20 protein-coding genes are annotated in these 17,202 nt (G+C 40.6%); all 20 read left to right on the plus strand.

All coding sequences use genetic code 11. The features are described 5' to 3' along the window. The first annotated feature begins 6 nt into the window (after positions 1–6). The 20 genes from EFT72_RS10690 to EFT72_RS10785 all read left to right on the plus strand — a co-directional run bounded on the left by EFT72_RS10690 (position 7) and on the right by EFT72_RS10785 (position 17,198). On the plus strand, positions 7–1,308 hold the full coding sequence (locus tag EFT72_RS10690) for a FliI/YscN family ATPase (protein ID WP_124066899.1): 1,302 nt from the start codon (positions 7–9) through the stop codon (positions 1,306–1,308). 21 nt (positions 1,309–1,329) lie between these two features. Continuing rightward, positions 1,330–1,779, plus strand: a complete 450-nt coding sequence (gene fliJ / locus EFT72_RS10695; RefSeq protein ID WP_124066900.1) for a flagellar export protein FliJ — start codon at positions 1,330–1,332, stop codon at positions 1,777–1,779. 71 nt (positions 1,780–1,850) lie between these two features. Beyond that, positions 1,851–3,098, plus strand: coding sequence for a flagellar hook-length control protein FliK (locus EFT72_RS10700; RefSeq protein WP_124066901.1), 1,248 nt, complete (start codon positions 1,851–1,853; stop codon positions 3,096–3,098). 11 nt (positions 3,099–3,109) lie between these two features. After that, positions 3,110–3,715: a flagellar hook capping FlgD N-terminal domain-containing protein gene (locus EFT72_RS19475; protein WP_206426639.1), complete on the plus strand. Its 606-nt coding sequence runs from the start codon at positions 3,110–3,112 to the stop codon at positions 3,713–3,715. A 36-nt stretch (positions 3,716–3,751) separates the two neighbouring features. After that, positions 3,752–4,123, plus strand: a complete 372-nt coding sequence (locus tag EFT72_RS10710; protein WP_124066902.1) for a TIGR02530 family flagellar biosynthesis protein — start codon at positions 3,752–3,754, stop codon at positions 4,121–4,123. A gap of 83 nt (positions 4,124–4,206) precedes the next feature. Beyond that, positions 4,207–5,802: a flagellar hook-basal body complex protein gene (locus EFT72_RS10715; RefSeq protein ID WP_124066903.1), complete on the plus strand. Its 1,596-nt coding sequence runs from the start codon at positions 4,207–4,209 to the stop codon at positions 5,800–5,802. A 61-nt stretch (positions 5,803–5,863) separates the two neighbouring features. Beyond that, on the plus strand, positions 5,864–6,067 hold the full coding sequence (locus EFT72_RS10720) for a flagellar FlbD family protein (RefSeq protein WP_124066904.1): 204 nt from the start codon (positions 5,864–5,866) through the stop codon (positions 6,065–6,067). A 33-nt stretch (positions 6,068–6,100) separates the two neighbouring features. Continuing rightward, positions 6,101–6,910 carry a motility protein A gene (locus EFT72_RS10725; RefSeq protein ID WP_124066905.1) on the plus strand — a complete coding sequence of 270 codons (810 nt, stop codon included), beginning with the start codon at positions 6,101–6,103 and terminating at the stop codon, positions 6,908–6,910. 46 nt (positions 6,911–6,956) lie between these two features. Then, entirely contained in the window at positions 6,957–7,745 is a 789-nt protein-coding gene (locus EFT72_RS10730) for a flagellar motor protein MotB (protein ID WP_124066906.1), read from the plus strand. Positions 7,746–7,767: 22 nt separating this feature from the next. Then, the gene (locus EFT72_RS10735) at positions 7,768–8,787 is read left to right on the plus strand and encodes a FliM/FliN family flagellar motor switch protein (RefSeq protein ID WP_124066907.1); all 1,020 of its coding nucleotides are present in this window, start codon (positions 7,768–7,770) and stop codon (positions 8,785–8,787) included. 49 nt (positions 8,788–8,836) lie between these two features. Continuing rightward, the gene (locus tag EFT72_RS10740; RefSeq protein ID WP_124066908.1) at positions 8,837–9,196 is read left to right on the plus strand and encodes a response regulator; all 360 of its coding nucleotides are present in this window, start codon (positions 8,837–8,839) and stop codon (positions 9,194–9,196) included. A 23-nt stretch (positions 9,197–9,219) separates the two neighbouring features. After that, a complete protein-coding gene (gene flgC, locus EFT72_RS10745; protein WP_124066909.1) occupies positions 9,220–9,666 on the plus strand; it encodes a flagellar basal body rod protein FlgC in 447 nt (148 codons plus the stop codon). Between the two features lie 50 nt (positions 9,667–9,716). Then, entirely contained in the window at positions 9,717–11,084 is a 1,368-nt protein-coding gene (fliN, locus tag EFT72_RS10750) for a flagellar motor switch protein FliN (protein WP_124066910.1), read from the plus strand. A gap of 16 nt (positions 11,085–11,100) precedes the next feature. After that, positions 11,101–11,448, plus strand: a complete 348-nt coding sequence (locus tag EFT72_RS10755; protein WP_124066911.1) for a flagellar biosynthetic protein FliO — start codon at positions 11,101–11,103, stop codon at positions 11,446–11,448. 11 nt (positions 11,449–11,459) lie between these two features. Continuing rightward, entirely contained in the window at positions 11,460–12,119 is a 660-nt protein-coding gene (fliP, locus tag EFT72_RS10760) for a flagellar type III secretion system pore protein FliP (RefSeq protein WP_124066912.1), read from the plus strand. Positions 12,120–12,136: 17 nt separating this feature from the next. Next, positions 12,137–12,397, plus strand: a complete 261-nt coding sequence (locus EFT72_RS10765) for a flagellar biosynthetic protein FliQ (RefSeq protein WP_124066913.1) — start codon at positions 12,137–12,139, stop codon at positions 12,395–12,397. 30 nt (positions 12,398–12,427) lie between these two features. Continuing rightward, positions 12,428–13,189, plus strand: coding sequence for a flagellar biosynthetic protein FliR (gene fliR, locus EFT72_RS10770; RefSeq protein WP_124066914.1), 762 nt, complete (start codon positions 12,428–12,430; stop codon positions 13,187–13,189). 24 nt (positions 13,190–13,213) lie between these two features. Beyond that, entirely contained in the window at positions 13,214–14,275 is a 1,062-nt protein-coding gene (gene flhB, locus EFT72_RS10775; protein WP_124066915.1) for a flagellar biosynthesis protein FlhB, read from the plus strand. Between the two features lie 41 nt (positions 14,276–14,316). Continuing rightward, positions 14,317–16,386, plus strand: a complete 2,070-nt coding sequence (gene flhA / locus EFT72_RS10780; RefSeq protein ID WP_124066916.1) for a flagellar biosynthesis protein FlhA — start codon at positions 14,317–14,319, stop codon at positions 16,384–16,386. Continuing rightward, positions 16,383–17,198, plus strand: coding sequence for a FliA/WhiG family RNA polymerase sigma factor (locus EFT72_RS10785; protein WP_347561876.1), 816 nt, complete (start codon positions 16,383–16,385; stop codon positions 17,196–17,198). The genes flhA and EFT72_RS10785 overlap by 4 nt, the downstream gene beginning before the upstream one ends. Positions 17,199–17,202 lie beyond the last annotated feature (4 nt).

Raw genomic sequence — 17,202 nt, forward strand, 5'->3', positions numbered from 1 at the left:
ACCCACATGTTTAAAGAGTTATCTGATCTTATTATGAAGACGGAGACGATCGACCATATCGGGAAGATTGAGAATATTGTAGGGATGTCTATGGAGGCATCTGGAGGCAAAGCAAGCATTGGAGATATTGCCTACATATATAATGAAGATAAGCAAGAACAGATACCAGTCGAAGTCGTAGGGTTTAAGAATGACAAGATCCAGCTTATGGCCTATGAAAATATGAATGGGATTGCGGCAGGGAGTTTTGTGAGAAATACCAGAAGAAGGCTGAAAATACCAGTGGGTGATTTCTTACGAGGACGGATTATTGATGCCAAGGGAGAACCCATAGATGGGAAAGGTCCCTTTGAATCACCACGCTACTATTATGTGGAAAATCCATACATCAATCCGCTTACCCGTCCGCCCATTACCGAGAAGCTGGAATTTGGAGTAAAAGCGATTGATGGGGTGAACACCATTGGAAAAGGGCAGCGTATTGGGATCTTTGCTGGAAGTGGTGTGGGAAAAAGTACGCTTCTAGGAATGATTGCTAGAAATGTTAAGGCAGATATCAACGTGGTTGCACTAGTTGGGGAGCGAGGCCGTGAGGTTCGTGAGTTTATAGAGAAGGATTTAGGACCAGAAGGAATGAAACGTACGGTATTGGTGGTCGCAACCTCCGATCAGCCGGCTATGCTTCGCATGAAGTGTCCCCTTGTGGCAACTACCATTGCAGAGTATTTCAAGAATCAGGGGAAAGATGTCCTGCTTATGATGGATTCTCTTACCCGCTTTGCGATGGCTCAAAGGGAGATTGGACTTGCCATTGGAGAACCGCCAGTGGCAAGAGGCTATACACCATCCATCTATGCGGAGTTTCCAAAACTGCTAGAGCGCAGCGGTAATTTTCCCGAAGGTTCCATTACAGGGATTTATACTGTATTGGTGGAAGGGGACGATACCAACGAGCCGATTGCAGATACCGTAAGAGGAATTGTAGATGGTCATATTGTTCTAAGCCGAAAGCTTGCCAATGCCAATCATTTCCCCGCCATTGATATCAGTGCCAGTATTTCTCGTCTGATGAATAACATCGTATCAGAAGAGCATCTTTCCTTGGTTTCCCGGATCAGGGACATGTTAAGTCTTTACGAAAAGAATGAGGACTTGATCTCAATCGGTGCTTATAAAGCAGGGACCAATCCCAAACTTGATGTGGCAATATCGAAGATAGACAAGATCAATGCGTTTTTGTGTCAGGGAATTCAAGAGAATGACAATTATGAAGAGATACTAATAAAGATGAAAGCGATCTTAGCGTAAGCCAGAGAAAGAAGGCAGAAGATGAAAAAGTTTAACTTTCCTCTCCATACAGTTTTAAATTATAAAGAACAGGTATTAGACAGTCTCAAAAGCGAACACGCGCAGATGATAAAAAAAGTGGAGCTGCAGGAGAAAAAGATTCAGGATCTGATTGAGAAGAGAAAACAGACGGTACTTTGTTTTGGTGAAGACATGAAACATGGGGTCGGCATCAATATGATGAGGGAATATGAAAGTTATATCACCTTTATGCAGCAAAAAATACTGGCAGAACAAGGTATATTGCAAAAACTGAAAGCCAGGGAAGAAAAAAAGAGAGAAGAAGTGGTAGAAGCCAGAAAAGAAAAGGCTTCGATCGATAAGTTGAAAGAGAAAAAACTTCTACAGTACAACAAAGAATCAATGCGAAACGATGAATTGTTCATTGATGAATTTGTATCAAACACCATGTCAGTTCATAACAACAGGTAATCCTGTCAAAGATATTTGGACAGTTGCCATAAATAATATGCCAATGGCAGAAAAAGAAAGGAGGGAAAAAGGTGGAGTTAAACATGAATCGATTGGATATCAGCCTGAGGCAGATGCCGGATCCAAAGACTCAAAAGGACAAAACGGGAGATGACATTTCCGAATTTAAGAAAATGATGAAGCAAAAAGAAATAAAAAAAGACAATGGCCCTGAGAAAAAGGACAAAAAGCAAAATCCCGAATTATCTGCTCAGGAGGCGGCCGCCTCTACAGTAGCTGCAAATCAGGGAAAAGAACCTTCTGTGGTCGATCCAAAAGATACTTCTATTAAGAAAGCAGTTTTAGCTTTGGAGACAGTCAATTCCGCTAAGAATTTAAACGAAGAGTCAGCCGATTGGGGGCAGTCAGATGCCATGGATTCCATTCAATTTCTGAAGGAAATGCGGTTAAAGAATTGGACTGCAGGAGAACAGGGGATAAAGCAGACTGGTGAGGAATTGAAGGTTAGTCCAAAGGACACACCTAATATGGTAGAAACGGCGGGTCCTAACCATGTTTCACTACTGGAACAAGGGGAGAAGCCGGAAGGAAAAACGAAAGTGAATGCCAAGAATCCGGAAGAACTTGTAGGACCAGGAAAGCAGGTGGGAATCAAGGAAATGAGCTCCCAGATGAAAGCGTTACTGGTTGGAGATCAGACGGATGAAACGGCTCTAAAAAACAAAGGCCCCGGGAGTCATGAAGAAATGGGAAACAATTCTTCGAAGGAAGATGAGAAAGATCAAATTATGAATGTGCTTGAGAATAAGTCTTACTCTGCGGAGTCCATGCCTCATATCCAAAAAGAGAAAGAAGTGATCGCTCTTACTCCTATGCAGGTAGAGGATTCAGAAGATTTAAAGGAGAAGCTCACTGACCAGATGTTAAAACAGATCCATAAAGGTAATAAAAATTTGGAACTTCAGTTAGAGCCTCATAATTTGGGAAAGATACAACTCAAGGTTACGTACGAAGACAACCAGGTGAATGTTTCCGTGGTATGTACTGAAACCAGAACTTTAAAGATGCTGACCCATTCCGCCAGTGAGTTAGGAGCGATTCTAGAACACAATCTGGAACGTCCGGTTCATATCATTGTAGATGAATCTACCAATGATTATCTGAAACAACAGTCAGAGAATCAAGGGAATAGTCATGGTCAGTCCCAGCAAGAATCTCATAGCCAGACACAGGACAAGCGGGATGATTTTTTTCAAAAGTTAAGACTTGGACTGTTTGATGCAGACTTAGATGAGAGAAACGAAACCATTTACAGATAAGGAGACAAAGGATGTCAAGTTCTACAAATGCTGTTACAAGTTCTACAAATGCTGCTTATAAAACAAATGTCAATGACAACACAGAGATAAGCAAAAAAAATAGTGATATGTCAACGGAATCGTTTTTTAAACTTCTGGCTTCTCAGTTGCAGAATCAGGATATGTCAAATCCCATGGATAATTCGGAGATGATGACGCAGATGACGCAGATCGCCATGATGCAGGCAATGGACAATTTCTCCACAGCAATGGATGATTTTTCACAGGTAAACACCATTAATTACGGAACATCTATGATGGGAAAAGAAGTTTTGGTAGCAGACATGGATAAAACCGGTCAGTTAAAAAAAGAAAGCGGAACCGTGACTCGTGTGGATATTTTTAATGGAGTACCTACACTATATCTTGATGATGATACAGAAAAAGGATATCCAGTATCCAACATTATGTCTGTATTTGAGAAAGGACATAAACCATCGGAAGACCCAGACGACCCAGGTGCTAGCGATGATCCCAGTAAAGCAGATCCCAGTAAAGGAGATCCCGGTAAAGGAGATCCCGGTAAAGCAGATCCCGGTAAAGGAGATCCCGGTAAAGAGGATAAAACCGTGGTATAAGAGTAAGCGCATAGGTTGAACGGTTGGTGATAGAAAATGATAGGAAAGATAAATCAATATGAAGATATTCGGCAGCTAAAGCTGCGGAGTGCAGGGGCGACAGAGCCTGGCAATCGTTTTCTTACCGTCTTGCAAGAACGGATAGGGGATGCAGAGAAACTCCAATTTTCCAAACATGCGGCAGAACGGGTAAATCAACGTGGAATACAGATGTCTGATTCGTTTCTTAATGATTTACAGTCAGCCGTGGACAAAGCAAGGGTAAAAGGAGCAAAAGACGTTGTAATTATAAGTAATCGGGGTGCATTCATTGTAAATGTACCGAATAATACAGTCGTTACAACCATGTCAGGCAGCGAGATGAAAGAGAACATTTTTACAAATATTGACAGTGCCGTATTAATATAGCTGGACCATTTATGGAGGCATATCCCCTGGTCCGATTGACCAGAGGAAGCGGCAATGGAATGTAGAGAAAGGAAAATAAGAATATGGTCAAATCAATGTTCGCTGGTGTAGCCGGATTAAGAGCACATCAGGCAAGGATGGATGTTATTGGTAATAATATTGCAAATGTAAATACCTGGGGGTTTAAAGCAGGTAGTATGTCTTTTAAAGACACCATGTATCAGAATACATCTTCCGGATCCGGAGGGAATACCGGTGAAGGAGGGAATGGTGCAGTGAATGCAAACCAGGTGGGATATGGAGTGACCACAGGAGCCATTACCTACGATTTTGCAACGGGAGGGATGTCACCGTCTGCCAGTGGTCTGGACTGTATGATAGATGGAACTGGATTCTTTATCGTTGGACCGATGAAAAGCGAAGGTGTATCCTTAGATGGAGAGGATGCGGTCAAGGAAAGTGGCCTATATCTGTCAAGGGTTGGTAAATTTAAAGTGGATCCCAATGGTTATTTAACGGATGACAGTGGTAATTATGTTTACGGGTTCTCTTATAGTCAGGATGAAAAAGAGTTTGGAACGGCAACTCTTTCCCCGTTAAAACTTCCCACGAAGGCAGAGATGGCAAATCAAGCCACGAGACAATCAAGTAGTCAGGTGGAAGCAGCGACAAAAAAACTAAATGAAGCCATGGCAGCGCTGAATAATCAAAGTGCCGCGCTTGCAGGAGCAAACCAGGACTATATCACGGCACAGTCAAAGTATGATACTATTTATGATGCTAAGGATATAAAGAATCTGGATGCAGATTTGAAATCGAAAAAGACACTAAAAGAGGAAGCGTTTAAAGCCTGGCAGGCAGATACCTCTGACACTAGTTTAAAAACTCTTTATTATGATGCCAATATGGAGTATGAAAAAGCAAATTATGATCTAATCGTAGCCAAGTCTGAGTTGAGTGCACCGGATGCAAAAAAAGTTTATACGGATGCTAGTACGGATTTTGCTAATGAATTCCAAAAATATAGTGATGCTTTTGATAATTTTATCACTTCGGATGAAGCTACAGATCCACTCTATGCGACAAAGAAAACTGCTTATGAGACTGCCAAAGCTGATATAACAAAAATTGAAACCGATTTAAATGTTTTGGAAAAGACGTCTCCGGAAGCGGTTCGAGATGCTGCAAAACTTAAAGCACAGGCTGAAGATGCCAAGTTTAAAGCGGCAGAAGGTGCTGTTACGAAAGCGAAGGCTGCCTTAAGCACAGCTCAATCTTCGGCTTCTAAGACAGAGGATAAGAATAAAGATGCGGATGATGGAATAGCGGAATTTTCTAATTACAAGATTCAGCAAGATGGTACGGTAGTAGGGACTTCCAGTAGTGGAGTTACCATGACGATTGGTAAGATTGCGCTAGGAAGTGTACAGAATGTGGGCGGTCTGGAAAAGGACACTGGTTACTACTATAACGTAGGTGCCAGTGCCGGGAATGTAAGTGTGTTTGAAGCTGGTGGCTCGGAAGGCCGTATTCTAGGAAACTACTTAGAGATGGCAAAAGTGGATCTGGCAGTTGAAATGACGGATATGATTACCACACAAAGAGGGTTCCAGGCAAACTCAAAAATAATTACAGTAACGGATCAAATGTTGGAAGAACTGGTTAATATGAAGCGATAGTGTAATTCAATGAATGGGAGGGGCCATGTCCGCCCCTCCAGATTCAGGGAGAGAGGAAACTATGATTCATCTGACAAGACTGAATGATGAAAAATTTGTAATTAACTGCAGACAAATAGAGCGGGTTGAGTCCATACCGGAATCAAATATCATATTAGTCAGTGGGAAGCATTACGTGGTGAAAGAAAGCGTAGATGAAATTATAAACCGAGTGATTGAATACAATGCCCGAATTTATGCATGTGCGCAGAAAAAGAAAGATTAATCCGGGAGTTGCCTGGACTATTGGAGGTTATTCATGGACATAACGTTGATTATAGGATGGGTACTGGGATTTGCATTGATCATTAACGGAATTGGTTTGAATAAGCTGGGGAATTTTATTGACATAGACAGTATGGTCATTGTTATTGGCGGTACACTGGCAGCGCTGGTCGCAAGCTTTCCGTTCAAGATTTTATCCCAGGTACCAAAACACATTGGAATTATGCTCAATCCTAAGAGATATAACGCAGAAATGGTCATTGACACATTGGTGGATATGGCAAAGACAGCTAGAAAAAAAGGCCTTCTGGTTCTGGAAGAGCAAGCCAATGGATTAAAAGATCCTTTCCTGAAGCAGAGTATTATGCTGATTGTCGATGCAATGGATGCAGAAAAAATCAGAGAGATGTTAGAAAGTGAAGTTGCAGCCATGACAGAACGGCATGATCAAGATGTCAGTTTATATGAAAAAGGAACTTCCATCGCACCGGCATTTGGAATGATTGGAACCTTGGTTGGGTTGGTAAACATGCTAAAAGGCATGACTCTGGACAGCGGAGGAGCATCAAACATTGGTGCCGATATGTCAGTTGCCTTGATTACAACCTTTTACGGAAGTGTATTATCAAATCTGATTTTCGGACCTATGGCGAAAAAACTTAGAATCCGTAATGACGAAGAGGTTTTATATAAGCAGATCATCATTGAAGGAGTTTTGTCCATCCAGGCAGGGGACAACCCCAAATATCTGGAAGAAAAACTTTTGTCTTATCTGTCTCAGAAACAGCAGAATAAATTAATGAAAAAGAAATCTTCGGGTGATGGAAGCGGGAATGTTTCCTAAGATTCACTTCCATATTGATTAATGAAAAAGGGAAACAGGTGGTTGTATGGTAAAGAAAGATAAAAAGCCAGAAGAACTTGGAAATTGGATGGATACATACGGAGACATGGTTACGTTGCTGCTGTGCTTTTTTGTCCTTCTGTATTCTATGTCCTCCGTTGACCAGAGCAAATGGAAGCTATTGGTGCAAAGTTTTAATCCAAGTGCAGTGGAAACAGAAGATCAAGTGGTGCTCGATGCCAATGTTACAGATGATAATGGAGATTTAAAGGGCAATCCACCGTTAGAAGCTGGAGATTCTACTGACTTCGATGAAATGTATCTCATGTTAAAAAAGATTGTTGAAGACAGAAATATGCAAGATACCGTCGAAATAAGTCGCGGCGACGGCTTCACATTTATCTCTTTTCGTGATAAAGTATTTTTTGACGGGGACAGTTCCGTTCTTAGACAGGAAGGGAAAGAAGTTCTAGAGGAATTTGCTGCTGTTATGTCACAGGCGAATAAAAGCATAAAGGAAGTGCAGGTATTGGGACACACTTCTCAGGGAGATCCTAGAAGACCAAATAATATTCGCAATGACCGTATGTTGTCTGCACAGCGTTCGGCAGAAGTGATTATCTATCTGCAAAGCAAAAGTGCTGTTTCACCGGAAAAACTGGTAGGCATGAGTTTTGGACAATTTCGGCCTATCGCACCGTTTGATACCGAAGATGGGCGCGCCAAAAACCGCCGCGTTGAAATCCTGATAACAAAGAACGATACGGTTGAAAAATCACTGGAAGAGTATTATAACCAGGTGTATCATATTAGCCAGGAAGAAGCGGGCAATTAAATAAAAAGCGGGAGTGAAACAAATGGCTGAAGTATTATCCCAAAGTCAAATCGATGCACTGCTCAATTCCCTACAGGGAACAGAAGAGCAAATTGAGGAGATTGAAAAAAAGGAAAATGAAACGAAATACCGGAAGTATGATTTTTATAGTCCTAAAAAATTCACAAAAGATAAACTGAAAATATTAAAGAGTATATTTGACAATTATTCCAGAATTGCAGGCTCCCAGATTAGCAGTTTATTCCGGACCTCCAGCGAATTGTCCGTTATTACAGTAGAGGAACAAAGATATTATGAGTTTGGCAATGCATTGGTTGATAATGATATATTAACCGTTGTAAATGTAACTTTGCCCAATCACTCAAAAAACCCACCGCTGTTAATCAATGCAAGTATGACATTGATGTTAAGCCTGATAGACCGTATGCTGGGAGGTATGGGAGATGACAACAATGTTAGTGAATCCTACACCTATACAGAGATTGAGATGGCTCTCTATCGTAGGGTGATTCAATATATCATTGGGGCACTCAAAGATTCCTGGTCTAGTTATATCAATCTGGAGTTTGAACTGAGCAGACTGGAAGAAAACCCAAGTATGTTTCAGGAAATTGGAGTAGATGAAACCATTGTGATTGTAGTTCTAGATGTAGAGATGAGTGAGTGTACCGGAAGGCTCAATATCTGTATTCCTGGCTCTCTGCTTATGAATATATTTGAAATTATGGACAAGCGCAAACACAGTGCAATGGGAGATGAAGCAAATAGTCTGGATAATAAACTTGAAATCATGAACAGCATTAAGGCATCTGACTTGATGGTTCGTGCGAAAGTAGGGGAATCCGTGATTACGCTTGATGATGTATATAATCTTCATGTTGGAGATGTAGTCAATCTAAATGCGCCAAAAGATTCCGATGTTCAGCTGTATGTAGAAGGACAGCCATGGTTTAAGGGACAACTGGGAGTTCATAAAAGAAATGTGGCAGTTAAGATTGAAGATATGGTTGATAAAGGAAATTACCAGGCCGGTGAAAACTGAGTCAGGGATTATATAAAGTATGATAGGACAATAAAGGAGATGTAAAGAGATGGCAAAAATATTATTGGTAGATGATGCTGCATTTATGAGAATGATGATTAAGGATACGTTGTCTAAGAACGGGTATACCGATTTGTACGAAGCTTCGGATGGAGCACAGGCAGTACAGATGTTTTCAGAAATCAACCCTGACCTTGTTATTATGGACATCACGATGCCTAATATGGATGGTCTGGAAGCGTTAAAAACAATTAAAGCAAAAAACCCCAATGCGGCAGTTGTTATGTGTTCTGCGATGGGACAAGAGAGCATGGTAATTGAGGCAATTAAATCTGGTGCAAAGGACTTTATCGTAAAGCCATTTAAGCCGGACAGAATTTTAAAGACCGTTACAGGAATTATTGGTTAAACCTTACATTTAGGAGGGTACATATGTCGTTTTTAAGTTCTATGAACATTAGTGCGTCGGCGATGACTGCGCAGCGTCTTCGGCTAGATATTGCATCGCAGAATATAGCGAATATTGATACGACCAGAACGGAAGCGGGTGGGCCATACCGGAGAAAGATGGTAGTGCTTGAAGCTAGGAATGAAACTGGTTTTCGCAAAGCGTTTATCAATGCAGCTGGAATAAACCGTCAGCAGAGAGGCGGTGGTGTTCGGGTATCTCAGATTGCAGAGGATACCAGCCCATTTAAATCCGTATATAAACCAGAACATCCAGATGCGGATGAGAATGGGTATGTACAGATGCCCAATGTAGATCTCATCAAGGAAACCGTAGACAGTATGTCTGCAACCAGGTCTTATGAAGCCAACATAACCGCATTCAATGCGATTAAAATGATGGCAGGAAAAGCATTGGAAATCGGGAAGTAATCGGGAATAAGGCATAGAGGGCTAAATGAGTATAAAGGGAGAAAATATGTATGGATTCGAAGAATTTTAGCGCATTTGAGATAGATGCCATAGGTGAAATACTAAATATAAGCCTGGGTGCCTCGGCCACTGCAGTATCCACCATGCTCAATGCCAGAGTTGACATAACCACACCGGTGGTCAGGGTTTTAACAAAGGATGAATTTGATATAGCAAATCTGGAACCAGCAGTCGGAGTGGAGATTACATATATTGCGGGACTTAGTGGTAGCAATATTATGCTATTAAAGAAACATGATGTAAAAGTGATAGTAGATATGCTGATGGGGATGGAAACTCCAGAAGAGGAGTTTGAGTTAAATGAACTAAACATCAGTGCAATTTGTGAAGTCATGAACCAGATGATGGGATCGTCAGCCACTGCCTTATCTGAATTTTTGAGCAAAACAGTTAATATTTCAACACCGAATTCTTTTGAGATCGGAGACAGTTCAGATTTTAAAGAGAAATATTATTACGATGAAGATATAATGGTTGTGATTGGATTCACATTAAAAATTGCGGATCAGTTGGAAAGTGAATTTATTAATGTGATGCCCCCTAGTCTAGCAAAAGAATTGGTAGCAGGATTCTTTCCACAGGAGAGCGACGAAATGGAATCAACAAAAGAACAAGATTCAGTATTGTCTCCGGAAAAAGAACCGGAAAAAACAACTTCGGGCAGCGGTATGCTTTCACAAGAAGAGATTGAAAAACTTCTAGCTGGAAGTGCAGAACCAGAGCCTGAGACAAAAAATGAGCAAACGACTCCAATGCAGGAATCTACAGGTGGAGTTTTATCACAAGAGGAAATCGAAAAGCTTTTAGGTGGCAGCTCAGCCGTAGAACCGGAAAAGGCAGAACCGCCGGTTATAAATCAGCCAGATCTAGGTTCGTTTGCGTCTGCACCACCAGTTCTGGATGCTTCAAACATGAATATGCAGCAGATGATGAGTCAGATGCAGATGCAGCAGCAGATGATCAATCAGATGCAGCAGATGATGAGCCAGATGCAGATGCAGAATTCCCAGCAGGGAGCCGCTAAAAAAGAAGCACCTCAGCCAAAGACCATTCATGTAAAACCAATTCCTCAAAATACATTAAACGAGGGTGAGTTAAGTTACGAAGAGCAAGAGGAAAACCGGGAACTGATTATGGGAGTCCCCCTTGAAGTTTCTGTGGAGATCGGCAGAACCAGAAAGCTGGTAAAAGAGATTTTAGAATTTACCAAAGGTTCCCTCGTAATCCTAGATAAGCTGGCTGGAGAACAGGTAGATTTATATGTAAACGGACAATGCATTGCCAAAGGTGATGTGGTAGTAGTAGACGATAATTTTGGTATTCGTATTACAGAAATCATTAAAAAGAATATCGAATAGAGAGGAAGTGACTGTATTGAACAGTTTGATTAGTCTGGCATCGGTGCTGCTTATTACCATCTTGATCTTATATTTAAGCTATGTTTTCACAAAGAGTTTAGGCAAAGGGATTGGTATGAAGAAGCAGGGGGGCAGTAGTATGCAGATGCTGGACAGGCTTCCGCTTGGGCAGGATAAAGCAATTGCAATTGTTCGTACAGGGAATCACTATTTTCTGATTGGAATTGCTTCTTCTCAAATTTCGTTACTTGCAGAACTTTCTGAAGAAGATATACAAAATAATCCCCAGGTTCCATTGGCAGGCTATGACAATTTTAAAAATATATGGATGAAATATACCAGTCATCACAGAAAAGATGAGTAAGGAGGGATTGAATGAATGCAGATGCTTTAATTAATATTAATGGCGGCCGAGTGCCGACATTGGAACTTTTCCTCATAATGACTATCATTTCTTTGATGCCCTCCATTTTAGTGATGATGACATCCTTTACCAGGATTGTCATTATCTTATCTTTTACTAGAAATGCACTGGGGGTACAACAAACACCACCCAATATGGTTTTGGTTGGGATTGCGTTATTTTTAACGTTGTTTATTATGGACCCGGTCATAAATGATATCAATACCAATGCGTACCAACCCTACATAAAAGAAGAGATTACTCAGACAGAAGCGCTAAAACGGGCACAAGTTCCTATGAAGCAATTTATGCTGAAGCAGACAGAGAAAGAGACTTTGAATCTGTTTGCAGAGTTGTCGAATACAAAAATGCCAGAACAAATTGAAGATCTGCCGATGACGGTCGTAATATCCTCATTTATGACATCAGAATTAAAACGGGCGTTTACAGCAGGCTTTATGATATTTTTGCCCTTTATGTTAGTGGATATCATTGTGTCTAGTACACTGATGTCAATGGGTATGGTCATGTTGCCGCCGGCCATGATATCGCTCCCCTTTAAACTGCTTTTGTTTGTTACAGTAAATGGCTGGGAACTGCTATTTACAAATTTGGTTAAGAGCTTTCACTAGTGACGGGAGGTGTCAAGATGACAGATGTTGCACTCGGCGGCCTCATGTATGAAATGTTTGGGGCGGCCATTAAACTAGCTGGTCCTATCCTGGTAGTCAGTATGGTTATCGGTGTTTTAATCTCCATTATACAGGCTGCAACACAGATCCATGAGCAGACAATTACATTTGTTCCTAAACTTTTAGTAATTGGGCTGATGCTTTTGATGATGGGAAGTAATATGATGGAAACACTTAGCGACTTTACCATACGTATTTTTAACAACATGCTGGGATAGCCGGAAGAAGACAGAGAAAGGAAGAGTAATATGCCAGATACAGGACAGATGATGCTGCTATCTCTGATCTTTATGCGAATGTCAGGATTTATCATGCTAAATCCGGTATTCGGAAGAAAAAACATTCCGGGATATGTCAAGGGCGCAATGATCATGGTATTCACCCTTCTCCTTTATTCGTTTTCAGCCGCTCAAGTAGTAGAACCAGTAAATTCCATTGAGTATTCCGTTTTGCTTATAAAGGAATTTGCAATGGGTTATATCATTGGTTTTGTCATGGATTTATTTATCATGGTAATCACCAGCGCCGGAACGGTCATGGATTTTCAGATGGGTCTTTCTATGGCAACGGTTTTTGATCCCCAAAGCAATGCACAGATTGCACTGACTGGAGGAATCTATCATGCCTACTTCATGTTACTATTCTTTGCAGTTGATGGACATCTGGTTCTGATGAAACTTTTGATTCAATCGTCTCAGATCGTCCCATATGGGCAAGTGGTGATCGGAACCAATGTGGCATGGGCCATAGCTGATATATTTGTACAGTGTTTTAACATGGCGATTCGTTTTTCATTTCCTATTTTGGCCATTGAGTTTATAACAGAAATAGCTGTTGGTATTTTGATGAAAGTTATCCCGCAGATTAATGTGTTTGTAGTTAATATTCAAGCTAAGGTTTTCATTGGTTTGTTAATGCTTGTTTTCTTTTTTTCTCCCATGTCAGAATATGTGAGGGAAATAATTAACCAGATGCTTACAACAATCCAGAATATAATTGGAATTTTATAATGGCAAAGGATGTGAAAAACTGCAATGGCTGAAGATTCAAAAACAGAAAAAGCCACCCCGAAAAAGCGGCGGGATGAACGAAAAAAAGGACGTGTTGCAATTAGTAAGGATATAATTATGATTTCCAGCCTGCTTGGCACATTCATTATGCTAAAACTTTTATTTCCATTTATGTACCGGACCATGCGGGATTATATGATAAAGTACATAGGCATTGCAGTGACAGCAGAAACACTGTCTGATTATACCGTAGGGGCTTTTTGGGACACTCTGAAAGCGATTTTAAAAGCGGCATTCCCCATTCTTATAACTTCCACAATTCTTGCAGTGCTAAGTACAGGGGTACAAACCGGATTTTTGTTTTCAAAAGAAAGTATGAAGCCTAAATTCAACAAACTCAATCCCATCACTGGGATCAAGAATATAGTTTCATTAAAGAGTTTGGTGGAGTTAATTAAAAATATAATTAAAATCGTAATCCTTGCAGTTATCTTATTTCAGATCATAAAAGGGGACTTAAATTCCATTGCAAGGAGCATCAATATGAGCATAAATGATTCCATTGTTTATGTTTTAGATTCCATTATGGATATGGTGTTTAAAGTATCCATTGTGTTTCTGGCAATCGCAGTCTTTGACTATTTTTATCAATGGTGGGATCATGAACGCCAATTAAAGATGTCGAAGCATGATATCAAAGAAGAGTATAAACAGACGGAAGGGAATCCGGAGATTAAGGGACGGATTCGGAACTTACAAAGAGAGAGAGCGAAAAGCAGAATGATGCAGTCTGTTCCCTCTGCAGACGTCATCATACGTAATCCGACGCATTATGCAGTGGCACTTCGATATGATCTTGACAAAGACAATGCTCCCGTCTTGCTGGCGAAAGGGCAGGATGAACTTGCATTAAGGATTGTATCCGTAGGAGAAGAAAATGGAGTCTATGTACTGGAAAACAAGCCTCTTGCGAGAGGGATTTTTGCCAGTACGAAGGTCGGAGCAGAGATTCCGCCGGAATATTATGGTATGGTTGCTGATATTCTGGTGTTCGTATACCGTATGAACAATAAAATCATAGAATGATGAATCCGGCATAGATACTTGAAAGAAATGGTGTAGAGAGAATGAAGAGATTAATGAAAAATTCCATAGTAGTATTTGTCATAACGATAGTACTGCTGTTGATTATTCCATTGCCTCCATTTTTTATGGACGTAATGATTATCATAAATATTACCCTTTCCATGATTATCTTACTGATAACCATGAATATTAAAGAGCCGCTGGAGTTTTCAATTTTCCCATCCCTGCTCTTAATTACAACTTTGTTAAGACTTGGGCTGAATGTATCCTCAACACGTAATATCTTATCCAAGCAAGGATCCTCCGGTATGGTGATCAAAGCGTTTGGTGACTTCGTATTGCAGGGGAACGTTATAGTCGGTTTTATTATATTCCTTATTATTGTATTGGTAAACTTTTTGGTTATTACAAAAGGAACCGAGCGTGTGTCAGAGGTTGCGGCACGATTTACCTTGGATGCTATGCCAGGAAAGCAGATGGCCATTGATGCAGATTTAAGTTCAGGTCTAATCAATGAGCAGGAAGCCAAAATAAGACGTTACAAGATACAAAAAGAAGCAGATTTCTACGGTGCTATGGATGGTGCGACCAAGTTTGTTAAGGGAGATTCCATTATTTCTATGATCATCACAGCCATTAACTTTATCGGTGGTGCGATTATAGGTATGATACAGTCCAATATGCCGTTTTCAGAAGTTTTATCCATCTATAGTATCGCAACGGTCGGTGATGGGTTGGTTTCTCAGATTCCCTCTCTTTTGATTGCAACGGCTACTGGTATGATTGTAACAAGAGCCGTATCAGAAGGAACGTTAAACGAAGATGTATCGGAACAGTTTTTGGCACAACCAAAAGCAATTATGTTAACTGGTTTCGTTATGATTGTTCTAATGGTGGTTCCTGGAATGCCCAAATTACAGCTTGGAATTATGGCGGTCATTTTAATTGCCTCAGGATACAATTTGGGAGAAAAAGTAAAGCAGGCGGCAATCAAAGAGATTGTTACAACTCAGTCCGGGACCTTGGAGGAATCGCAGGAGCAAGGAACCGACGAGGAATCATATTACCGGGATGTGAATAATGTCTATTCTCTCATTAATGTGGAACCCATTGAGATGGAATTTGGATACAGTCTGATCCCTCTGATTGATGAAAGCAGCGGAGGGAAAATGATCAATCGAATCGTTATTTTCCGGAGGCAGTATGCCCAGGATATGGGATTTGTGATTCCTTCTGTCAGACTTCGGGACAGTTCCAGCTTAAACACCAATCAATATGTGATTAAGATCAGGGGAGAAGAGGTATCAAAAGGAGAAATTCTAGTGGATTACTATCTGGCTCTCGAACCGCCTATTCTATCCGGAGAGGTGGATGGAATCGAAACGGTGGAACCGGCCTATGGAATCCCAAGTAAATGGATTCGTCCTGAAAACAAAGAGATGGCAGAGATTTATGGTTACACGGTTATTGATCCTCTGTCAGTCATGCTGACTCATCTATCGGAAACCATTCGCCAGCATGCCTATGAAATGCTTGGGCGACAGGAAGTAATGCAGTTATTGGATAATGTGAAAAAACATTCTCCTGAATTAGTGGAAGAACTGTTCCCTGGACAGTTTACATATGGAAACTTCCAAAAGATTTTAAACAACCTTTTAAAAGAAGGGGTTCCAATTAGAGATATGGAGACAATTTTAGAAACCATTGTAGATGCGTTACCTACGACCAGAGATGTAGATGTGATTACTGAGAATATCAGGATTGCATTAAAGAGGACGATTACCAGAATGTTCTGCGAAGGAGGTCAGATGAAAGTCATGACTTTGGAGGCAGATCTGGAGAAAACAATAATCAGCAGCATGGCAAAAGGAGAGCAGGGAGTCTATCTAGCTCTCAGCCCGGATGTGATGCAATCTGTGATTGGACAGCTGGGAGAACAGATTAAGAAATTTAGTGATCTGGATCAAAAACCTGTGATTCTTACAAGTCAGGTTGTTAGACTGTATTTTTACCGTCTGATCGAGCAGTTTTATCCCAATGTGTATGTCCTTTCCTTTCATGAGATTGCCAACAATATTCAGATTCAGGCAGTTGGAAATATTACCATTTGACAAAGAGTTGTGTCAGAAAGGCAGTGTTAGTCGGAATGGAGCAGGATTTAAGCCAATATACCAATGAAGATTTATTAATTAAATATAAGCGGACGAAAGATATCAAGATGAAGCATGAACTGGTTATGCGTTACCTTTATATGGTCAAAAGCATTTCTATTCAGATGCGGGATATATATCTAAGCTTTGCACAAGTAGAGGATATCGTGAATGAAGGTGTTTTAACGATTATGAACGGGCTTGAAAAGTTCGATCCTGAGATGAATGTAAAGTTTGAAACATATATATCCAAGCGGATCCGTGGCATGATTATTGATATGGCACGAAAACAGGATTGGATTCCCAGGAGCGTAAGGAAGAATGCAAAAGAACTGGATCATGCTGTCATGGAATTATGCAATCGTCTTGGCCGTTTTCCTACCCCAAAAGAAACTGCTGATCATATGAATGTGAGCTTGGAAAAGTATCAGGAGGCTTTGGGTAAGACAAATGTCTACAGTGTTTTGTCACTGGACATGGTGTTAGAAACAGGAAATGATACCAAAAAAACACTTCAGCTTCCGTCCATCAATGACGAGGATCAACCAGAATCTCATTACCTCCAGCAGGAATTTCGGCAGGTATTGGTTTCTGCCATTGATCATTTAAAGGAAAATGAACAAAAGGTTATTTCTTTGTACTATTTGGACGAATTAAATATGAAGGAGATTGCCAGGGTCATGAATGTCAGTGAACCTAGAATCTCCCAGATTCATTCGAATGCAATTCAAAAAATGAAAGTATATTTAAATAATTTTATCAATGGGAAATAAGAAA

Source organism: Clostridium sp. E02 (assembly GCF_003833015.1).
In the GTDB taxonomy this organism is placed as follows: Bacteria; Bacillota; Clostridia; order Lachnospirales; family Lachnospiraceae; genus Lacrimispora.

What these genes read in the sequence shown, in the direction of transcription:
- EFT72_RS10735 (WP_124066907.1), top strand. Translation starts at nt 7,768, where the DNA reads ATGGCTGAAGTATTATCCCAAAGTCAAATCGATGCACTGCTCAATTCC.
- EFT72_RS10740 (WP_124066908.1), top strand. Translation starts at nt 8,837, where the DNA reads ATGGCAAAAATATTATTGGTAGATGATGCTGCATTTATGAGAATGATG.
- EFT72_RS10690 (WP_124066899.1), top strand. Translation starts at nt 7, where the DNA reads ATGTTTAAAGAGTTATCTGATCTTATTATGAAGACGGAGACGATCGAC.
- EFT72_RS10710 (WP_124066902.1), top strand. Translation starts at nt 3,752, where the DNA reads ATGATAGGAAAGATAAATCAATATGAAGATATTCGGCAGCTAAAGCTG.
- EFT72_RS10765 (WP_124066913.1), top strand. Translation starts at nt 12,137, where the DNA reads ATGACAGATGTTGCACTCGGCGGCCTCATGTATGAAATGTTTGGGGCG.
- flhB (WP_124066915.1), top strand. Translation starts at nt 13,214, where the DNA reads ATGGCTGAAGATTCAAAAACAGAAAAAGCCACCCCGAAAAAGCGGCGG.
- EFT72_RS10725 (WP_124066905.1), top strand. Translation starts at nt 6,101, where the DNA reads ATGGACATAACGTTGATTATAGGATGGGTACTGGGATTTGCATTGATC.
- EFT72_RS19475 (WP_206426639.1), top strand. Translation starts at nt 3,110, where the DNA reads ATGTCAAGTTCTACAAATGCTGTTACAAGTTCTACAAATGCTGCTTAT.
- EFT72_RS10730 (WP_124066906.1), top strand. Translation starts at nt 6,957, where the DNA reads ATGGTAAAGAAAGATAAAAAGCCAGAAGAACTTGGAAATTGGATGGAT.
- flgC (WP_124066909.1), top strand. Translation starts at nt 9,220, where the DNA reads ATGTCGTTTTTAAGTTCTATGAACATTAGTGCGTCGGCGATGACTGCG.
- fliR (WP_124066914.1), top strand. Translation starts at nt 12,428, where the DNA reads ATGCCAGATACAGGACAGATGATGCTGCTATCTCTGATCTTTATGCGA.
- EFT72_RS10720 (WP_124066904.1), top strand. Translation starts at nt 5,864, where the DNA reads ATGATTCATCTGACAAGACTGAATGATGAAAAATTTGTAATTAACTGC.
- fliJ (WP_124066900.1), top strand. Translation starts at nt 1,330, where the DNA reads ATGAAAAAGTTTAACTTTCCTCTCCATACAGTTTTAAATTATAAAGAA.
- EFT72_RS10715 (WP_124066903.1), top strand. Translation starts at nt 4,207, where the DNA reads ATGGTCAAATCAATGTTCGCTGGTGTAGCCGGATTAAGAGCACATCAG.
- fliP (WP_124066912.1), top strand. Translation starts at nt 11,460, where the DNA reads ATGAATGCAGATGCTTTAATTAATATTAATGGCGGCCGAGTGCCGACA.
- flhA (WP_124066916.1), top strand. Translation starts at nt 14,317, where the DNA reads ATGAAGAGATTAATGAAAAATTCCATAGTAGTATTTGTCATAACGATA.
- fliN (WP_124066910.1), top strand. Translation starts at nt 9,717, where the DNA reads ATGGATTCGAAGAATTTTAGCGCATTTGAGATAGATGCCATAGGTGAA.